Origin of the sequence: uncultured Tenacibaculum sp. (assembly GCF_947502995.1) — a bacterium.
Classification (GTDB): Bacteria; Bacteroidota; Bacteroidia; order Flavobacteriales; family Flavobacteriaceae; genus Polaribacter.
Genome location: NZ_CANNBW010000017.1, coordinates 70,837 through 90,734, shown reverse-complemented (window position 1 = coordinate 90,734; position 19,898 = coordinate 70,837). Strand labels below are relative to the sequence as shown.

The 19,898-nt window shown below is 30.5% G+C and carries 16 protein-coding genes; 4 read left to right on the top strand and 12 right to left on the bottom strand.

Features of this window, described 5'->3' with window-relative positions; translation table 11 throughout:
- The first annotated feature begins 123 nt into the window (after positions 1-123).
- Positions 124-1,788, top strand: coding sequence for a tetratricopeptide repeat protein (locus Q1A46_RS14890; protein WP_299680393.1), 1,665 nt, complete (start codon positions 124-126; stop codon positions 1,786-1,788).
- Between the two features lie 49 nt (positions 1,789-1,837).
- On the opposite strand, the gene Q1A46_RS14885 is transcribed toward Q1A46_RS14890, so the two are convergent.
- The 7 genes from Q1A46_RS14885 to Q1A46_RS14855 all read right to left on the bottom strand — a co-directional run bounded on the left by Q1A46_RS14885 (position 1,838) and on the right by Q1A46_RS14855 (position 9,909).
- Positions 1,838-2,026 carry a DUF2892 domain-containing protein gene (locus Q1A46_RS14885; protein WP_299680391.1) on the bottom strand — a complete coding sequence of 63 codons (189 nt, stop codon included), beginning with the start codon at positions 2,024-2,026 and terminating at the stop codon, positions 1,838-1,840.
- Position 2,027: 1 nt separating this feature from the next.
- Positions 2,028-5,231 carry an efflux RND transporter permease subunit gene (locus Q1A46_RS14880; RefSeq protein WP_299680387.1) on the bottom strand — a complete coding sequence of 1,068 codons (3,204 nt, stop codon included), beginning with the start codon at positions 5,229-5,231 and terminating at the stop codon, positions 2,028-2,030.
- 8 nt (positions 5,232-5,239) lie between these two features.
- On the bottom strand, positions 5,240-6,310 hold the full coding sequence (locus tag Q1A46_RS14875; protein WP_299680384.1) for an efflux RND transporter periplasmic adaptor subunit: 1,071 nt from the start codon (positions 6,308-6,310) through the stop codon (positions 5,240-5,242).
- A gap of 11 nt (positions 6,311-6,321) precedes the next feature.
- Positions 6,322-7,617: a TolC family protein gene (locus Q1A46_RS14870; RefSeq protein WP_299680381.1), complete on the bottom strand. Its 1,296-nt coding sequence runs from the start codon at positions 7,615-7,617 to the stop codon at positions 6,322-6,324.
- Between the two features lie 130 nt (positions 7,618-7,747).
- Positions 7,748-8,164 carry a DUF983 domain-containing protein gene (locus tag Q1A46_RS14865; RefSeq protein ID WP_299680378.1) on the bottom strand — a complete coding sequence of 139 codons (417 nt, stop codon included), beginning with the start codon at positions 8,162-8,164 and terminating at the stop codon, positions 7,748-7,750.
- A gap of 58 nt (positions 8,165-8,222) precedes the next feature.
- A complete protein-coding gene (locus Q1A46_RS14860; RefSeq protein ID WP_299680375.1) occupies positions 8,223-9,206 on the bottom strand; it encodes a DUF3365 domain-containing protein in 984 nt (327 codons plus the stop codon).
- A gap of 70 nt (positions 9,207-9,276) precedes the next feature.
- Entirely contained in the window at positions 9,277-9,909 is a 633-nt protein-coding gene (locus tag Q1A46_RS14855; protein WP_299680372.1) for a Crp/Fnr family transcriptional regulator, read from the bottom strand.
- A 300-nt stretch (positions 9,910-10,209) separates the two neighbouring features.
- Here Q1A46_RS14855 and Q1A46_RS14850 point away from each other — a divergent pair, with 300 nt between their 5' ends.
- Both Q1A46_RS14850 and Q1A46_RS14845 read left to right on the top strand, forming a co-directional pair.
- Complete coding sequence (locus Q1A46_RS14850) at positions 10,210-12,579, top strand: TonB-dependent receptor (protein WP_299680369.1); 2,370 nt, start codon at positions 10,210-10,212, stop codon at positions 12,577-12,579.
- A gap of 4 nt (positions 12,580-12,583) precedes the next feature.
- Complete coding sequence (locus Q1A46_RS14845; protein WP_299680365.1) at positions 12,584-13,405, top strand: DUF4249 domain-containing protein; 822 nt, start codon at positions 12,584-12,586, stop codon at positions 13,403-13,405.
- A gap of 75 nt (positions 13,406-13,480) precedes the next feature.
- Here Q1A46_RS14845 and Q1A46_RS14840 read toward each other — a convergent pair whose 3' ends face one another.
- The 4 genes from Q1A46_RS14840 to Q1A46_RS14825 all read right to left on the bottom strand — a co-directional run bounded on the left by Q1A46_RS14840 (position 13,481) and on the right by Q1A46_RS14825 (position 17,918).
- Positions 13,481-13,777, bottom strand: a complete 297-nt coding sequence (locus tag Q1A46_RS14840; protein WP_299680361.1) for a hypothetical protein — start codon at positions 13,775-13,777, stop codon at positions 13,481-13,483.
- Between the two features lie 237 nt (positions 13,778-14,014).
- Entirely contained in the window at positions 14,015-16,258 is a 2,244-nt protein-coding gene (locus tag Q1A46_RS14835; RefSeq protein ID WP_299680358.1) for a T9SS type A sorting domain-containing protein, read from the bottom strand.
- A 40-nt stretch (positions 16,259-16,298) separates the two neighbouring features.
- The gene (locus tag Q1A46_RS14830; protein ID WP_299680355.1) at positions 16,299-16,601 is read right to left on the bottom strand and encodes a hypothetical protein; all 303 of its coding nucleotides are present in this window, start codon (positions 16,599-16,601) and stop codon (positions 16,299-16,301) included.
- A gap of 306 nt (positions 16,602-16,907) precedes the next feature.
- On the bottom strand, positions 16,908-17,918 hold the full coding sequence (locus Q1A46_RS14825) for an AraC family transcriptional regulator (protein WP_299680352.1): 1,011 nt from the start codon (positions 17,916-17,918) through the stop codon (positions 16,908-16,910).
- Between the two features lie 92 nt (positions 17,919-18,010).
- Here Q1A46_RS14825 and Q1A46_RS14820 point away from each other — a divergent pair, with 92 nt between their 5' ends.
- Complete coding sequence (locus Q1A46_RS14820) at positions 18,011-19,459, top strand: NAD(P)/FAD-dependent oxidoreductase (protein ID WP_299680349.1); 1,449 nt, start codon at positions 18,011-18,013, stop codon at positions 19,457-19,459.
- A gap of 67 nt (positions 19,460-19,526) precedes the next feature.
- Here the strand turns inward: Q1A46_RS14820 and Q1A46_RS14815 are convergent, their stop codons facing one another.
- A complete protein-coding gene (locus Q1A46_RS14815) occupies positions 19,527-19,754 on the bottom strand; it encodes a hypothetical protein (RefSeq protein ID WP_299680346.1) in 228 nt (75 codons plus the stop codon).
- Between the last annotated feature and the right edge of the window lie 144 nt (positions 19,755-19,898).

The following is a 19,898-nucleotide window of genomic DNA, read 5'->3' as shown; positions in this document are numbered from 1 at the left end:
CGTTCTTGAATTGATTTAAACGAATTGCAAAGGAATTTTACCATTTCAAAAAATGCAAATTTTAGTGGTCGCAAAAGGTCGCAAAACTAGAAAATCTCCAAATTTATTCGGATATTGCGGCTTATGAAGACATTTCGTTTTTTTTTAATCCCTATATGTTTTTTTGTGTTGTCTTTTGCTTCTGCACAACAACTTCAGCAGAAAAAAGATTCTATTATTTTTCTTTTAAAAAATGCATCAAACGATTCTCTTTATGTTACACATGCAATGGATTTAGGAATTCTAACAGACACTTCTAATCCAACATTAGCCCAGCAATATTTTAATAACTCTTTAGATAAATTAAACTCAAACTATATTTACGCCAATAAAGAAGAAATGATTGCTTTGGCTTACGATTGTTTGGGAATTATAGAACGAAGAAAAGGTAATTTTGATACTGCTTTAGAATACTACTTAAAAGCTTTAAAAGTAAAACAACAAAGTAAAGATCAAACTAAAATTGGTCGATCTTACCATAACATAGCTATGCTATTTTCTGCCAAACGAGAATATGACAAGGCAATATCTTATATGGATTTAGCACTTCCTCTTCGTGAACACGACTCTATTGATTATGGAATTTCTCTACATAATTATGGAAATTTTTATTACAAAAGGAAAAACTATGATAAAGCTATTGAAGCTTTAGATAAAGCTCAATTGTACTTATTAAATGATAAGATTCGTACAGCTGATGTAAATACTGTTTATGCAAGAATATATCGAGCAAAAAAAAAATATGAAAAAGCATTAAACATTTTAAAGACAAATCTTGATATATATAACAAGGCTGAAAAAATAGAACGTAAAGCAACCACATATAAAAGCATAGCAACTTGTTATAGAAGATTAAAAGAATATCGTAATGCTTTAATTTATTTAGACAGTTCTGAAATTCTCAGTAAACAATATGAAAACAAAAAAATAATCTCTCTAATTAATTTAGATCGATACAGAATTTATAAAGCTAAAAACGATTATAAAAAAGCTTTAGAAAAGTATCGTTTGTATAAAAAATACAACGACTCTGTATTCTCTTTAAAACAAATTGAAAAGATTGCAGCTTTGGAGTTAGCGTATCAAGAGGATAAAAAATTCTCTGTAGATAAACTTAGTTTTGAAACCAATAAAAAACTTTTACAAGCTGAAGCTAAAAATCAACGTGTACAAAAACAATTGTATGCTGCTTTATTAACTCTAACTTTAATTAGTTTAAGTGTTTTGTTTTTATTTTTTAGGCAACGACGTAAAGTATATCAAAATCAACTTAAAGAGCAAGAATTAGAAACTGAACTTTTAAATGAAAAAGTAGTTTCGCTACGTTATAAGATTGATCGTTTATTGGCCGATCATAAAATGCGTTCTGATTTTAAGGAAAAACTAATTTTAAATGTAAAGAAGCTACAATCACAAAATAATTCTAAAGAACTCCTACAACAATACCAATCGATGTTATCTCAAATTGAACATCAGGTAAGAACTGAAAAACGTTTAGATGAAATCTCTAATGACCAACAACTTAAAAACGAAGGTTTTGAATTAAAAATTAGTAAACTGTACCCACAGCTCACAAAATCAGAACGTGAAATCTGTAATCTTATCTATCTCAATTTAAGCATTAAAGAGATCATGAATATTAGAAACGTGACTTTATCTTCTGTAAAATCGGCTCGTTATCGAATTCGAAAAAAAATGGAAATTCCGAAAGAAGTAGAACTAGAATATTTTATTCAGAATATTCATTAAAATAAAAATTAAAAAACACCAATCTTATATAAAAATTGGTGTTTTATTTTTATTTAACACTAAAAAATTTCTTTAATATATCTTCCATTAAACACCATTTGGTTATCGATGATTGCAATAAATTAGCTCCAACAAATGCAGTAAACCACAACCAATTTATGTTCACTTTTATAGCTAAAAGAATACTTATTAGAATAAATACTCCAGCTATAGCTCTAATAATTCGTTCTATTTTCATGTTACTTATAATTTTTACGTTCTATTAAATAATATACTAGTGGAACGACTAGTAATGTCAGTATAGTTGCTGTAATTGTTCCTCCCATTAATGAAATTGCTAAACCTTGAAATATTGGATCGAATAAGATCACGAAAGCTCCAATAACAACTGTTCCTGCAGTTAATAAAATTGGGGTTGTTCGTACAGCTCCAGCTTCAATTACTGCTTGTGCTAACGGAACTCCTTCTGATAAACGAAGGTTTACAAAATCAATTAGTAATACTGAGTTCCGAACCATAATTCCTGCTAAAGCGATCATTCCGATAAAAGATGTAGCCGTGAAATAAGCGTCCATTAACCAGTGACCTAAAACAATACCTACCATTGATAATGGAATTGCCACCATCATAACTATTGGAGCTTTAAAGTTTTGGAACCAACCTACAATCAACATGTAAATGATGATAATGGCTCCCAAAAATGCGATTCCTAAATCCCGGAATACTTCCAATGTAATTTGCCATTCTCCATCCCACTTCACAGTGTAATTATCTTCGTACTCTGGTTGTCCTAAATACTTTTCTTCTAATTGATATCCTTTAGGTAATGGAATCTCTTTCAACTTTGCTTCCATTCCTAAAATTGCATACGCAGGACTTTCCAATGCTCCAGCCATATCAGCCATTACATAAACAACTCTCTTTTGGTTTTTGCGATAAATACTTTTTTCATTGTTCTTTTCTTTAACTTCAACTAAATCACCAACAGAAACCATGGTTCCTAAATTAGATTTGATTTGAAGTTGAGAGATATCTGAAATAGTTGATTTTTCCTTTTCATCTAAAGCTAAAACAATACCTATTTGTTTTGAAGAATTTTCATTGTATAAGGTAGAAACTGCTCTGTTTGAAAGTGCTGAGTTTAATGTATATACTATTTGCTGTGGAGCGATTCCATATAGCATTGCTTTTTCTTTATCTACTACAAATTCATATTCAACCGTCTCATCTTCAACCATCCAATCGACATCTACAACATCTTCAGTATTCTTTAAAATGTTTTGAATTTCATTTGCGATTTCAATTTGTTTGTTATAATCTGGTCCGTAAACTTCAGCCACTATTGTTGATAATACTGGTGGTCCTGGCGGAACTTCAACTAATTTTACATTTGCACCAAATGGTTCTGCTATTTTTTGAATTGCTTCACGCATTGATTTTACAATTCCATGACTTTGTTCATCTCGATTATGTTTGTCGGTTAAGTTCACTTGGATATCCGCCATGTTACTTCCTCCACGTAAATCATAATGGCGAACTAATCCATTAAACGTAATAGGCGCTGAAGTACCAACATAACTTTGATAATTCACAACATCTGTTCTGGTTGATAAATATTGAGCTATTTCTTTAGTTACCACAGATGTCCTTTCTAATGTTGTTCCTTCTGGCATATCAATTACTACTTGAAACTCATTCTTATTATCAAAAGGCAACATTTTTACAGCTACAGATTTGGTGAAAAACATTCCTAAAGATCCAAATAATAACAGAGTCGTAATTCCTAAGAAAATCCATCTTTTTGTAGGACTTTCAATTAACGGACGTTGGAACTTTTCATACAACTTGTAAATTGCAGTTCCTTGCATCGCTTTTGTTTCATCTGCTTCAAAAGTTTTTTCATTTCCATTGTCTTTTTCTCTCAAGAAAATATATCCTAAGTATGGTGTAATTGTTAATGCAACAAATAAGGAAAGAATCATTGCTATAGAAGCTCCAATTGGCATCGGACTCATATAAGGCCCCATTAATCCTGATACAAATGCCATAGGTAAAACTGAAGCAATTACTGTAAATGTTGCCAATATTGTTGGATTTCCGACTTCATTAATTGCATACAACGCAGCTTCTTTGAATGCCAAACGTTTCATTTTAAAATGCCTGTGCATATTTTCTGCAATAATGATACTATCATCTACTACAATTCCGGTTACAAAAACCAAAGCGAATAAAGTAATTCGGTTTAACGTGTAATCGAGCATATAATAACTCAACAATGTGAGAGCGAATGTGATTGGAACTGATAAGAAAACTACCAATCCACCACGCCAACCCATAGCTAACATTACAACTAACGTAACTGCAATAATTGCTCCGATTAAATGCATTAATAATTCAGATACTTTTTGAGAAGCGGTTTCTCCATAATTCCTGGTCACCTCAACATGCACATCATCTGGAATTAAGTTTCTTCGTAAATGTTGAACCTTATCTAAAATAATAGCTGCAATTTGCATGGCATCTGCTCCTTTTCTCTTCGCCACAGAAATCGTTACTGCAGGATATTCCGATTTAAATGTTTGAGATTTTTCATTTGCTTGTCCAAACCCTAAACTCACGTAATTCTTAGGAATCTCTCCTCCATCAATAACTTTAGCAACTTGCTTTAGGTAAATCGGTTGTTTTTGTTTTACTCCAACTACCAAGTTTTTAACATCTTCTGTCGTTTTTAAAAATCGTCCAGTCGACACCAAAAATTCTTGATCATTTCGATTATACTTTCCAGCACTCATTTGCTGATTGCTCGCTTTTATCATTTCAGCAACCGAAAGAAAATCTAAACCACTCGCAGCCAATTTATCTTTATCTAAAACTACTCGTAATTCCCTATCTCTTCCTCCAATTTTATGAGTAATGGCAACATCGTTTACCTTTTCAATCTCATTGGTTACTTCCTCTGCAATTTGCTTTAGTTGATAATCATCATAATTTTCACTCCATAAGGTTAAACCTAACATTGGAACATCATCAATAGCACGTGTTTTTACCAAAGGCATCGTAACTCCTTTTGGCATTTGATCCATATGCTTACTGATTTCGTTATATAACTTCACAAAAGAACGTTCAATATCTTCTCCCACATAAAATTGAACAATTACCATTGCTTGCTCTTTCATGGAAGTTGAATACACATATTCTACTCCTTTTATGTTAGAAATTATTTTTTCTAACGGTTTGGCAATTCTCGATTCAACTTCTGTTGGACTTGCTCCAGGGTATCCAACAAAGATGTCTGCCATTGGAACATCAATTTGCGGCTCCTCTTCTCTAGGAATTAAAAACGAAGTGTACACACCAATGACCATAAACACAATCATTAACAACACGGTGATTTTAGATCCTATAAAACCTTTTGCTATTTTTCCTGCTAATCCTTCTTTCATTTTCTTATTTATTGAATTGAAATATTAGCACCGTTATATAATTTACCTTCAGCAGAAAGTATGTAGGTTTCTTTAGCTTTTAACCCAGATAATACCTCTACTTCGTCACCAAATGAACGACCTAATCGTAACCAACGTAATAATGCTTTATTATTTTGACTTACTGTGTAAATACCTTTCAATTGTCCTTGCTCAACAATAGCTGATTTAGGAATTCTTACCGTTGTTTCAGATGTGTTTAATTTCTCTACAGGAAATTGAACTGTTGCGAACATTCCTGACAATATCGATACATCTGTTTTTTCTAAACCAACTTTCACCACATATTGTCCACCAGTATTTTTGGCAGAAGAACTCACCTCACTTACTTTTCCCTTTATTGTTTCATTGATAGATTTTACCAAAACTTCAACCTCAGTATTTTGCTTGATTTTTGAAATTTCACTTTCCGGAACTCTAGCAAGAACTTCAAAATCTCCTTTTCCTTCAACAGAAATTAAAGGCATTCCTGGATTTGCCATACCACCTTTATCTATAAAAGTGTTTGTTACAACTCCAGAAAATGGTGCACGAATATTCGTATATGTAAACTGAGCATTTATTTCATTTCTCATTTGTGTTGCTACTTTTAAACTTGCTTTTGCCATTTCATAACGAACAGTCATATCATCGACTTCTTTTTGAGAAGCGCTATTTTTAGCAAACAAATTTTTAAAACGATTGTAATCTTTCTCAGCATTTTTTAAACCAGTTTCAGCCTTTATTATTGAAGCTTCCACTTGAGCTTTTTTAGCTTGAAGATCAGAATTATTGATCGACAATAACAACTGCCCTTTTGTAACTTTATCTCCAACTTTTACATATAATTCATTCACAAATCCCATCATACGCGTACTTAAATCTGCACTTGATTCAGCTTGTATAACACCACTTACACTGATGAATGATGCATTTTCATTTGAGACAACTTTTTGAACTTTAACTGAAATTGCAGGATCATTATTCACTGTAGTTTCAGCTTTCTTTTTTCCACAACTTACTATAATAGTTACCAGAATAAGAGTTATATATTTTTTCATTTATGTACTTATTATTTCGTTAAAAATTCAACGTAAGCTTTCGAGAAGTTATACTCGAAAATCGTTTGATAATATTCTAATTGTTTTTGAACGTATTTTGTTTCTGCGATTAATAAATCTGTTGACTTTTCTAGACCTTCTTTAAATCTATTTTTACGAATTCGTAAAGCTTCTTTTGATTGTTTCATCGCCAATTCAGTCAATTTTAATTTATTTTCAGCATCGTATAACATTCGTAAAGCTTTATTCAATTCTAATTTACTTTTTGATTTATACTCTTCGTATTCTAAAACTGATTTTTCATATTGAGCTTTACTCTTTTGGACTTTAGCAAACCTTTTTGATCCTTGAAAAATATCCCAACTTAATTGTGCTCCAACTAAATATCCGCTTGCGTTTGCATTAAACACATCGTTATCAAACAATTGATAACTTCCAAAAGCATTTAATCGAGGTAAAAAGCTCATTTTCTCTGATTGATACATCTTTTTATACGCTTCTGTTGAAAATTCCATTGCTTTAATATCTGATCTATTTTCAGAAATTACTTTTGAAGATTCTTTTGAAATACTAATGGTTAAACTATCTGTTGGTTGGTAACGAACGTCATCAGACTCATTCATTAAAAAAGACAAATAATTTGATGCATTTAATACATTACTTTTTGCTGTTTGTAATTGATTTTTTACTTCTGTAACATGAACTTTCACGGCCAAAACATCTGATTCTTGCAAGAATCCTTGTTTAAAACTATTTTCAGCTAATTGCAGATTTGCTTCTGCTGTACTTAAAGCTTTTTCTAGAACATCTACTCCTTTATAACTTAACTGCAATTGCATGTAGCCTTTATTCACTTCGAGTGTTAAGTATTCTTTTGTTCGGTTTGATTTCAGCTTCACTGCTTCCATTTTTACTTTAGAAGCCTTTCGCTTGTATATTCCGTCAATGTTTATTAATGGCTGTTGAATCTCGAAAACTGTAGCAAAATTTCGAGTTTCATTAGGATTGTTTAACCTTGCTGGATCGAAATCATTCGGAGTTAAAACTTCTTGATTCAATTTTGAACCAAATGCCATTAATGGGTTTGTAGTAATAATTCCTGTATGAGATGCTGTGATATTTGGAAGAAAAACTGCTCGACTTTGGTTAAAGTCAGCTTTAGCCATTATATATTCTTCATTCGTGATTTTTAAAGAACTGTTTTCTTCATGAACTTTCTCTAAAACTTCCTTTTGAGAAATCATTCTCTCATCTTGAGAAAACCCAATTAAAAAAGAAAACAGACTTATAAATAGTATTGCTCGCATGTGGTTAATTTACTTTTGAGCAAAATTAAATTAGAAGAAAAATGTGTACAGTAACTAATGTTACAGTGTGTAGCAATAAAAAACACTTTTGAAAATTCAAAAGTGTTTTCTAATGATATAAAATCTATTATTACGCATTAACTTCTTTAAGATTTTTGTGGTTTTGTGATTCTTGATGATTTACTTCATAATCAACAAAAATATTACTCCATATAATTCTTGAGAGCTTTACTAAAAACGGACCTAATAATAAAAGCAAAATAATAATTGAAATAAAACTTTGTAAAAGTGATAATCCAAGAAAAACTTTAGTTATAATAAATAAAGCTACTGCAATTGCAACAAACAAAGCATAACTAACATACATAGCTCCGAAAAAGAATGAAGGTTCTATCATATGTTTAAATCCACAATTAGGACAAGTTTCTCTAACTTTACCAATATGAATTGGGTTAAAAGTGAAGCGATGTGTGAAAAAATCTGCATCGTTACATTTAGGACATTTGAAATTTATAATACTATATGGTTTTGTTCCTTTCTTAAACATAAATATATCTTTTAGTGTTTTACTTTTAATTGTACTCTTTGTAAAATATCTTTAGTTTTTATTCTTTAAAACTTATACTCCAAATACCTCTAATTTCATTTTCTTTATAACCTTTAGCTTTATCTTTCGGATATAATTTATCTAGGTGTAATAATAGATCACTTTTGATTTGTTCTTTAGGTTTTCCATGACATTGAAGGCACATTCCATTTGTGATGATTGGATAATAAAATTGGATGTTATCTTTATTTTTCTCTGTTATAGGATTGATATCTAAAGAATCTATCAAAGCTTTTTTATAAATTTCTATAACTTCGTTTTCTCTTTTATTAGCCAGGTTATCTTGATTTCTTGGTTTATCTGAAACTCGTCTAATAATCGCGTTAAATTTTGTGGACATACTATCGGTAAGATGAATTGCTTTTTCATTACAAAACTCCAAGGCTTTCAATGTTCCTTGACTTTGAATAGTTCTCATTAAATTTTTCCCTAACACTTTTTTAGTTCCTAAAACAAACTCAAGTCCAATCTCTGATGTAGTTTTGTTTTTCTCTTGATTTATTACTCTCTTTCCTTGATTATAATTACTATTTCCGTTTCTCTTCTTCCAATGATCACTAAACCAATTTGGCTCTTGAATTTCATAATCATAAATATATTCAGCTATTTTTTCTAAATGACTTTTCTTGTAGTACTGGTAAGGCATAACTCCAAATCGATTCACTGCTCCTTTCAATTTTGCTTTTTCTTTGGAAGGTTTCTGAAGAAATGCTACAAAATCTTTTGTAAACTTTTCTTTGGAAGTATTTTCAGAAATGTAATGTGCTTTAACTGCAACCATAGGTGGAGCAATTCTACTTTCTTTTGAAATTGTTGGATTATGACAAACAAAGCATTGATTTTTCAACAACTTTTTCCCTGGATGTTCTGTTGTTGAACTTTGTTTATTCTCAGATTTATCTAAATAATTTGAATTATTCGATTTCGATTTTCCACAACTAAGAAATATTAAAATTAGTAGCAGATTTATCTTAGTTTTCATCGTTGTTGTAAATTTTATATAAAAATACAACGATGAATATTTCTGTTATGTAACCTATGTTACTTTACATTTATAACTGAAGAATTTTAATATGATTTCTATGTAATTCTATTTTATTTTCTTTCTCTAATCCTTTTAATAATCGAGAAATTACAACTCGAGAAGTATGTAAATCATTAGCTATTTGTTGATGAGTTACTTGAATTACCTCACTATGATTCACCATTGCTTTATCTTTTAAATATTTGTACAATCGTTCATCCATCTTTAAAAAAGCTATTGTATCTACTGCTTCTATAAATTCTTCCATACGATTATGATAACTCTGTAAAACAAACTCTTGCCATGATTGGTATTTACTTAACCATTCCGCCATTTTTTTCTTTGGAATCATCAGTAACTCAACATCAGTTTCTGCCACAGCTCTTATTTGACTTTTAACTTGTCCCATACAACAAGACAAAGTCATAGCACAAGTATCTCCTACTTCTAAATAATACAATACCAACTCATCACCATCATTATCTTCTCTCATAATTTTAATGGCACCACTTAATACCAAAGGCATAGAAGTAATATAATTATCTATATCAATAATTGTTGAATTTGCATCAATTTTCTTGTAAACTCCTACTTCTTGTAGTTCTTTAAGAAGTTCTTCTTGGAATAAAAAACCGTAGTTCTGTTGTAATAGCTCTGACAATGCTTTGTTATTTTAAGTAAAAGTAAGATAACTATTCTACTTTTTTAAAATTGAATAATAATTCTTCATTTCAAAAAACCATTATATATACAATATTCACATTTTTTTAATATAAAATTTAGCTTTCATCTTTTGATACTAAAAACTAAACATCTAATTTTGTTTAAGTTTTCTCATAAAATCATTAAACAACCTTAATTCACTCATTATAAAAAGGTTTTTATTTGAAATTAAGAAACTACCATTAAAATTTTAACTAAAAAAGTTAAGAGTAACACATACAAAAAGCAGTAATAAACTATGAGAATTTATGCAATTATCATATTGTTTTTAATTCCACTTTTGGGAATTTCCCAAAGTAAATTTACAATCAGTGGAACATTAAAAGACAAAGCTAACGGAGAAACCTTATTTGGTGCAACCGTATTTTTAAAAGGAACGAGTTTAGGAACAACAACTAACGAATATGGTTTTTATTCTCTAACCGCACCAAAAGGAAATTACACATTAAGTGTTTCTTATATCGGTTATCAACCGATTGAAAAAGAAATAGTACTTGACAATAACATAAAATTTAATGCAGATTTAAGTGAAGATGCCAACGTTTTAGATGAAGTTGTAATTAGTGCTGAAGAAAGTAAGAAAGTAAATCTTCGTAGTCCACAAATGAGTACAACTAAAATTAGCTCACAAACCATTAAACAAATCCCTGTTGTTTTAGGTGAAGTTGACGTAATTAAATCTATTCAATTATTACCAGGTGTAACTAATGCCGGTGAAGGTGCTTCTGGATTTAATGTTCGTGGTGGTGCTGAAGATCAAAATTTAATTCTTTTAGATGAAGCCATTATATACAATGCTTCTCACTTATTCGGATTCTTTTCTGTTTTTAATAACGATGCTATTAAAGATGTAAAACTTTATAAAGGAGGAATTCCTGCTAAATTTGGTGGACGTGTTTCTTCGGTTTTAGATGTTCGTCAAAAAGATGGAAATAATAAAGAATTTAAACTTACAGGTGGAATCGGTTTAATATCGAGTAGATTAACTGCAGAAGCTCCGTTATTTGGTGATAAAGGATCTTTCTTAGTTGCTGGTCGAGCTTCTTATGCTAATATTTTTCTTGCTTTAGCAAATAATGAAAATAGAGTTGGGTTTTACGATTTAAACTTAAAAACGAACTACCAACTTAATGACAAAAACCGTTTATTTTTCTCGGCTTACTTTGGAAATGACGATGTAACTTTTCAAAATTCTTTCTTTAATTCTTATGGAAATTTATCAGCAAACTTAAGATGGAATCATATTTTTAGTGATAAGTTATTCTCTAATTTATCTGCTATTTACAGTCGATACAATTACGATTTACAACTTGAATTTGTTGGCTTAGATTGGTTATCTAGAATAGATAATTACAACTTAAAATACGACATCGATTATTACCTGAATGATAAATTAAAATTTGATTTTGGTGTTAGTGGAATTTACTACAAATTTAATCCTGGTGAAATTCGTAAGCTTACTCCTCAGTCTTCAATTAATGAAGATTTCTTAGATAAGAAATTTGCTGTAGAAACAGGTATTTACGCAAGTTTAGAACACAAAATATCTAAGAACTTAACAGCAATGTATGGATTACGCTATAGCTATTTCAATAGATTTGGAAGTCAGGTTTTAAATACTTATGCCAATGATTTACCTGTAATTTATAATGCTTCATTTGGAATTTATGAACGTGCTAATCCAACAGGACAAATAACTTACGGAGACAAAGAAAGTATTGCAAGTTTCGGGAATTTTGAACCAAGATTTGCTTTATCGTATCAATTAAATGAGAAATCATCTATTAAGACTAGTTATAACAGAATGGCTCAGTACTTACATTTAATATCCAATACAACCTCTGCTACTCCTTTAGATATTTGGGCTCCAAGTGGAGAGTTTTTAAAACCACAAATTGCAGATCAGTATGCTATTGGTTATTTCAGAAACTTTAACAACAATACGTATTCTATCGAAACAGAAACGTATTACAAAACTGTAAAAAATCGAGTAGATTATATTAATGGAGCTGAACTAATTGCACAGAATACAATAGAAAGAGAAATCTTAAATGGTAGTGCAAGAGCTTATGGATTAGAATTTTTATTAAGAAAAAACAAAGGAGATTTTACTGGTTGGATAGCTTATACTCTTTCTAAATCTGAACAAAGAACTTTAGGAGGTCGAGCTGGTGGTCCTGGGTTAAATAATGGTGATTGGTACAATACTCCTTTCGATAGAACACATGATTTATCGGTTACTGGAAATTATAAATACAATGATAAATGGACTTTTAATGCGAATTTTGTTTTCCAAACTGGTCGTCCTGTAACATATCCGAACGGACAATTTCAATATAATGGTTTATCTATTCCTACGTATTCTACCAGAAATGCTGATCGATTACCATCTTACAATCGTTTAGATGTTTCTGCAACATTAAAACCAAGAAATAATAAAAATAGAAAGTGGCAATCGGAATGGGTATTTGGTATTTACAATTTGTACTCTAGAAGAAATGCGGCATCTATTAGTTTTGGTGTAAATAATCAAACAGGAGCTAATGAAGCAGAACGTACTTCAATTTTCGGAATTACTCCTTCAGTAACTTATAATTTTAAATTCTAAAAACATGAAAAAATCAATTTATATCCTGTTTATCACAATCAGTACTATTTTTTCATCTTGTACTGATGTAGTTGATGTTGATGTTCCTAATGGTGGTGATCGTTTAGTGGTTGAAGCTTCTATTAATTGGGAAAAAGGAACTCTTGGAAACGAACAAACTATTAAATTAAGTACTTCTACAGCATTTTTCGATAACAATCCTAATGTTCCTGTAACTGGTGCAACAGTTACTGTTACAAAAGAAAATGACGGTACTCAATTTATTTTTGCTGATCAGAATAATGGTGAATATGCAACTACTAATTTTGTTCCTGAAATCGGAGCTGTTTATAATTTAAATATTGTTTATAACGGAGAAACGTATGCTGCCTCAGAGACATTAGTAGGTTTTACTGAAATTAATAGAGTTACTCAAGAAGACGGTTTTAATGAAGATGAATTTAGAGTTCGTGTACTTTTTGATGACCCTGCAGATGAAGTAAATTATTATTTAGGAGAATTTATTCAAGAAAATTTAGCTGTTCCTTCTCTAGCTTCTGTAAGAGATGAATTTGTAAATGGTAATGAGGCTTTTGTTTTACATTTTGATGAGAAAAATGTTCCTGGAACAGAAATCGACATTAAAGTATTTGGTATTTCAGAAGACTTCTATTTTTATATTGAACAATTGATACAGCTATCGGGAACTCAAGGTGGCGGTGGACCATTTCAAACTACTCCTGCGCAGTTAAAAGGAAATTGTGTTAATATTAATGATCCTAATGAAGAAGTTTTAGGTTATTTCCGTTTGAGTCAGTTTGAAAGAACAAATTATACAATTCAATAACTACAAAGAAGATACTTAAACAGTTTATTCTTTATAAGAAAGAAAAATCCCACATCATCTGTGGGATTTTTTGTTTTAGAGCCTATAAATCTCTACTATTTCATTTTCTTTTGGTAAGTATTCTTGACCTTCACTTAACCTTAATCTATATTGGTTCAAAAGATTTAAATATTCATTTTTATCAAACCTCATGCTATTTATTCCTGTAAACCATTCTACGCTTTTGCCTATTTCTTCTGGTTTTATAGCATCAGAATCTTCAAGACCAAATTTATTCCAATACACATATTCTTTATCAGTTTCAACTTCTACCATAATTAACGTGCACCATAAATCTATATCATCTGAACACATTAATATTGGTAGTTTCAATTTTTCTCCAATTTTTGGAATTGCTCTTTCCCATACTATTTTTCTTTCATCTTCATTAGTGAGCCAATTCAGAAATGTAGGAACAATGCCTTTTTTTATATCTGGACGATTTTATAAGATAATATCTTCTAAAGATTTACCATCTATTTCTATCATGTAAAAATTTTCACCACTAAAAGGATTTACATATGTTTTCGTCGATATCTTATTAATCATTTCTTATTTGTTGTCAATAATTTATTCAAAAATTATTTTCTTATTTACTTGTTTTCCATTCACTCCTACTCTAACAATATAAACTCCAGTTTTTACAATATTCGGAGTAATAGTTATAGTGTTATTTCCTTGCATAGTTTCACTATATACTTCACTGCCTAAGATTGAAAATAACTGAATTTTTACTGGTTTTTTAGTAGTTATACCTGCAATTGTAATTTCTTGTTTTCCTGATTTAAAAATATTGATAGTTTCATTATTTACTAATTCATCTTCAACAGTTAAAACTCTTTCTGCTGTATGAATATAAAAACGACCAATTCCGTTTAACTTTTCTGAGGTTTTAAACGAATATTCTTCTCCATTATGTAACGCTATAAATTCTCCTGTTTCTTTATCTTCTAAATACACTCCAGAATTTACTGGCAAGTTTGTTGACTTAGCAGAAATTTTAACAATTTGATTTGCTTTAGAAGTTATTCCCAAAGGAATAATTGCTGTTGATATTTCTGATTCTGGTAACGATTGAATTGTAAAATCTTTTCCTTCCGAATCTTTTAATAAGTGCGTAAACACATCAAAATTAGCACTAGCAAAGTTTCCTAAATCATATCCAGGATCTAAACCTTTTGTAAATGTATTTGAAAATCTAATTTTAGTATCAACCTTAACATCATTCTGTCTCGCTGAAACTGTTATCATATGAGTTTCTGTTCCTCTTGAAAAAACCTGTACTTCAGAAGCATCATGTAAACGTTGACTTTCTTTAAAAGTAATTGATGTTTCTCCTGATTTAGTTTTCATAAAAAATCCTTGTCCGACTGTTAAAGAAGTAGCAGCATCTATTAATCCTTTTGCTACATATTTATTCTGAGTGTTATCCCAAACATATACTCCAACATTTACAGGATCGAACTTACTTAAGTTCTCTTGAATAAAGTTTACATCAGTATTATTGTTAACTGGTAAATATGCTGTGTATGGATTTCCAACAGCATTCCATTGGTCTGCATTCACAATAATTGTTTCATCTGTAGAATTTATTGTACCCGTAAAACTTACAGTTCCATCTGTTCCTCTTGAAACGATATAACTTTGTCCTTTTTGAAATGTAATTGTATTAGAAGCTAAATCATCCGTTGTATAATATACCCATTTAGAACCAGCAGCTCTTGTGTCATCGTAATATGCAACAGCATAACGATTTGGAGTTACTGTAGAATTTACTCGAATATTGTTACTTGCATTTTCCACAAATTCTTTGACACTCTGACCAGATACTGGAGCTGTGATTAAACTCCATTTGTTAGCTTGTAAACCTGTACGCTCAAAAGTTACTGATCCAGAAGCTGTTCCTTTTACAATAAAAGTTCCGCTTGATGTAGCAGACGATGCTATTGTAACAGCTCCACTATTGTCGAAATTTCCATTAATTGTAATTCCTCCATCAGCATTAATATCTAATCTAGAAGCATTCTCAACTGTTACATTATTCGCTTCGACTACAATGCCAGTAATAACAGGACTGTTTATTATATTAGGTATTCTTACATTACTTGTTATTAATGGTGTAATATCTGTACTCCAATTAGTAGATTCAGTCCAAACAGAACCTGCACTTCCATCCCAAACCTCTTCTGGTCTTGTATGTAAGTAAAATCTACCTATTCCACTTTCATTACTCGTTAATTGCACTGTATAAGTAGATACTCCATCTAAAATTGTAAAAATATTTAATGTTCTATCTTCAATAACTACCTGTAATCCTGCTGGTAAATTTGAATTGTTCGCAGAAAACTCAACTTCTTTTCCTGAATTTGCTTGTAACCCTATAGGAACAACCATAGTTTCATAATTTGAATCAGGTAAAGATTGATATGTAAAATCATTTGTAGAAGAACCGTCAACTAAATGCGTATATACATCAAAACTAGCACCTCCAAAGTTACCCACATCGAAACCAGGATCTAACCCTAAAGTAGCTGTGTTACGATATCCTATTGTTGTAATTACTGTTGTTCCATCAGAACTTGCAGATAATTCTACCGTAGGTACACTACTTATTCTAGATTGTTGAAATCCTTGTGTTATTATTGTATTTGAGTTTTCTATTATCTTTCCTACTGGTTGACCAACTGTGAAATCCATCTGAAAAGTTCCATTAGATGATGAACCGCCTGAAGAAGCTACTACAAATCTTTCTAGAGACTGAGCATTAATTGCCACCGTAATTAAAGTAAAAATTGAGAATAATTTTTGTTTCATACTTTTCTTTTAATGTGTTGTAAAAATACTAATATGTTGATTAATCTATGCTAAATCTAATTCCGTCCAGAGAAACCCAATTCTGATTTACACTAAATCTACTTGCAACAACCACTGTTCCTGATGGATTAACATCGACTCTTATTGCTCCATTTTCTGTTTGAACAGAGAAAATTCTTGTTTTAACAGGTCTATAACCAACAGGCAAAGTCATAATAATGTCTCCATTAGTTATCGCTACATTTTTTCTTACCAAACTTTCTAAGGTTACTGTATTATTTGTTAGTCTATATCGAACATCTTGGAAGCTGGTTACTCCAAACACTGCATTATAGTTCCCCAACCATTAGCAGAATTTAGAGTTCCCATTATGTAACTTTAAAGCACAATTAGGAGTTTCTGTATTAAATCTATACAACAGTGTTCGTCCTTTAGACTTAATCTACAAAGCAGAACGAAAACCATTAGATGACGGAGGAATTGTAATACCTGAAACAACAGGATCGACACCAGAAGAACTTGAAGTTATTTTAGAACAAGTAATTCAGCGTTTCTCTTTAGGTATTACGCCGAGCTGTATTTAGAATCTATTTCTAAAAAACTGGTTATAAATAAAAGCTGATATTAAAAAGTGTCAGCTTTTTACATTTTATTCTATTGTATAAGCTTGTCTTAGTTCACTTGGCGATTTTTCAAACCATTTTTTACATGCTCTAGACATGCTAGACAATTCTGAAAAGCCTATAATTTCTGTTAGTTTTTGTAACTCTGTGTTTGTTTTCGTCAAATAACCAAAAAGCACTTTCTTTCTAACTTGTTCTTTTATCTCTTCAAATTTAGTCCCTTTTTTAGCTAGTTTTCGTTGTAATGTTCTCGGATGAATCGCTAGCGCTTCACAAATATGTTCCTTACCAGCTTGTTCTGTTCCTAAAAAACTATATAACATCTTTTCAACCTTAACATCAATTTCATCATTCTTAAGTTGATAATTATTTTTAATATAATCTTCAGCAATTTTTAAATAAGCTTCACTTCTCAATTTAATTGGAGTATCCAAAATTTCTGGTGATAAATGAATACCTGTTCGAAAATGATTGAATATTATCTTGGATCCAAATACAGTTCTATATTTATTAGAAAGCTTACTATGAGTAAATGCTACTGCAATTGGGTGATAACTTTCACCAATAATAAACTTTAAAATTTTATGTAAGTCTGCCAAACATAATTCTAAACATTGCTTACACTCCGATTGTGATTCTGAATCTACGCTTAATGATAATTCTACTGCTCCAGATATATAAGAACTTTGCTCAAAAACTGTTAAAACAATTCCCGGGCTATGAATATGCATGTACTTTGTTGCTAGTCTTAATGCATCTCGAATGGTTTTTGCATTTTTAATAACCATAGCAATTGGACCAAGCACTTCTATATCTTGAAACTTAGATAATTCTAAACCAAAAAAATCACATTTTGTTATTTGAGCGCTTTCTTCTAGAATGGCTGTAACCGATTTTAATGGAATTAAACTATCTGAACTCATTAACTCACTTTTCTTTACTCCATTTCTTTCACTTAATGCTATTGCATCTATTGAAAACGATTCTAATAAAGTTATAATTCCTTGTAAACCACTTGATCTTACCATTACTTCCATAACATCAATTTACTAAAATGTCCGAATATGTCAAGTCAATTTAATTTAAAAAAGCAAAATTTGTAAGAAACAATAAGATATCAACTATCATTATGGTTAAAAATTTTGACGTAATTATTATTGGAGCTGGAGTTTCTGGGATTGGAATGGCTTGTCAATTAGAACGAGAAATTAAAAATCCTAATTATGCAGTTTTAGAGCGAAGAAGCGCAATTGGTGGAACATGGGATTTATTTAATTATCCAGGAATACGATCTGATTCTGATATGTTAACCTTTGGTTTTGATTTTAGACCTTGGAATGGTAATAAAATATTAGCTGACGGTCCTTCTATAAAACAATATCTTATTGATACCGCTAAAGAATTTAATGTAGAAGAAAAAATTGTTTATGAATCTAAAGTAATTGCTGCAAAATGGAATACCCAAAATGCTTTATGGGAAATAACTGTAGATAATTTAAAAGCAGGAGAACAGTTAGTCTATACCTGTAACTTTTTAATTGCTGCATCTGGATATTACAATCATGATAGCGGTTATTTACCAGAATTTAAAGGCTATAATACTTTTAAAGGTACTATTGTTCATCCGCAACATTGGCCTAAAGATTTAAATTATGATGGAAAGAAAGTTGTTGTTATTGGTAGTGGAGCAACTGCTATAACTATTGTTCCTTCTATGGCCAACAAAACTTCTCATATTACCATGCTACAGCGATCTCCAACTTATGTTTACAGTGTTCCTTCTGTTGATAAATTAGCTGTAAGATTACGAAAATTTTTACCTGAGAAAACTGTTTACAAAATTGCGCGTTCAAGGAATGTTTTATTACAGCAACTGGTTTTTAAATTGAGTAAAAAATATCCGAAACGAATTCAAAAATTCTTGATTTCAAAAATTAAAAAACAATTAGGATCTGATTATGATATGCAGCACTTTACTCCTAATTATAATCCATGGGATCAACGTTTAGCCGCTGTTCCTGATAATGATTTATTTGAAGCTATAAAAAGTGGAAAAGCCTCTGTAGTAACCGATCATATTGATTGTTTTACGGAAAATGGAATTCTATTAAAATCGGGGAAACATTTAGATGCTGATATTATTGTTACCGCTACTGGATTAAAACTACAAGTTCTTGGTGGTATGAAACTTCATGTTGATGGAAAGCCGTTTCAATTAAATGAAAAGATGACGTACAAAAGTGTGTTAGCACAAGACACCCCGAATTTTGCTTACTTATTTGGTTATACTAACGCTTCTTGGACTTTAAAAATAAATATTGCTGCAAATTATGTAGCTAGACTTTTAAATGAATTAAAATCTAGAAATGCCAGAATTGTAATTCCTAGAACCTCAAGTACTAGTAATTCTGATGAAAGTGTTCTAGATTCTTTAAACTCTGGTTATGTAAAACGAGGAAACAAAGTATTACCTAGACAAGGAAAACAACTTCCTTGGCGCGTTTTACACGATTATAAAAAAGATAAGAAGATATTAAAAGAGCCAATTGAAGATCAATTTCTCGAATGGATCCCCTAAATCCAAAAAGCACAAATCTAATAGTGATGATTTGTGCTTTTTATTATTTCACTTATAAATCTAAACATCAAAAGCTCCTAAAAAACTTTCTTGCTATTATAATATAAACATTTTCTGAAACATCTTTATCTGAGTTGATAATTTCAATTGCATTATTCACTATTTGCTTCGACAGAGAAAAATTGTATTCATATTCTGCTAAATTTAGCATAAATGCTACCTTTTTTTCATTGTTATTTAGCTCACTAATTTTAGTTTGTAAGTTAGCAAACTTAGTATCTAAAGATTGTGCCAATAAGGAAATTATAAAAAAATAAAGAATGTAGTTAATAAACTTTTCATCCATTCAAATTTAAATATAAAAAGTAGTGCCAAATAAGTTTTATTATAAATTATAATGAAATCTTATTCGGCACATTTAATTTAGGTAATCCCCTTT

What these genes read in the sequence shown, in the direction of transcription:
- Q1A46_RS14835 (WP_299680358.1), bottom strand. Translation starts at nt 16,258, where the DNA reads ATGAAACAAAAATTATTCTCAATTTTTACTTTAATTACGGTGGCAATT.
- Q1A46_RS14845 (WP_299680365.1), top strand. Translation starts at nt 12,584, where the DNA reads ATGAAAAAATCAATTTATATCCTGTTTATCACAATCAGTACTATTTTT.
- Q1A46_RS14860 (WP_299680375.1), bottom strand. Translation starts at nt 9,206, where the DNA reads ATGAAAACTAAGATAAATCTGCTACTAATTTTAATATTTCTTAGTTGT.
- Q1A46_RS14890 (WP_299680393.1), top strand. Translation starts at nt 124, where the DNA reads ATGAAGACATTTCGTTTTTTTTTAATCCCTATATGTTTTTTTGTGTTG.
- Q1A46_RS14865 (WP_299680378.1), bottom strand. Translation starts at nt 8,164, where the DNA reads ATGTTTAAGAAAGGAACAAAACCATATAGTATTATAAATTTCAAATGT.
- Q1A46_RS14875 (WP_299680384.1), bottom strand. Translation starts at nt 6,310, where the DNA reads ATGAAAAAATATATAACTCTTATTCTGGTAACTATTATAGTAAGTTGT.
- Q1A46_RS14870 (WP_299680381.1), bottom strand. Translation starts at nt 7,617, where the DNA reads ATGCGAGCAATACTATTTATAAGTCTGTTTTCTTTTTTAATTGGGTTT.
- Q1A46_RS14850 (WP_299680369.1), top strand. Translation starts at nt 10,210, where the DNA reads ATGAGAATTTATGCAATTATCATATTGTTTTTAATTCCACTTTTGGGA.
- Q1A46_RS14825 (WP_299680352.1), bottom strand. Translation starts at nt 17,918, where the DNA reads ATGGAAGTAATGGTAAGATCAAGTGGTTTACAAGGAATTATAACTTTA.
- Q1A46_RS14880 (WP_299680387.1), bottom strand. Translation starts at nt 5,231, where the DNA reads ATGAAAGAAGGATTAGCAGGAAAAATAGCAAAAGGTTTTATAGGATCT.
- Q1A46_RS14885 (WP_299680391.1), bottom strand. Translation starts at nt 2,026, where the DNA reads ATGAAAATAGAACGAATTATTAGAGCTATAGCTGGAGTATTTATTCTA.
- Q1A46_RS14820 (WP_299680349.1), top strand. Translation starts at nt 18,011, where the DNA reads ATGGTTAAAAATTTTGACGTAATTATTATTGGAGCTGGAGTTTCTGGG.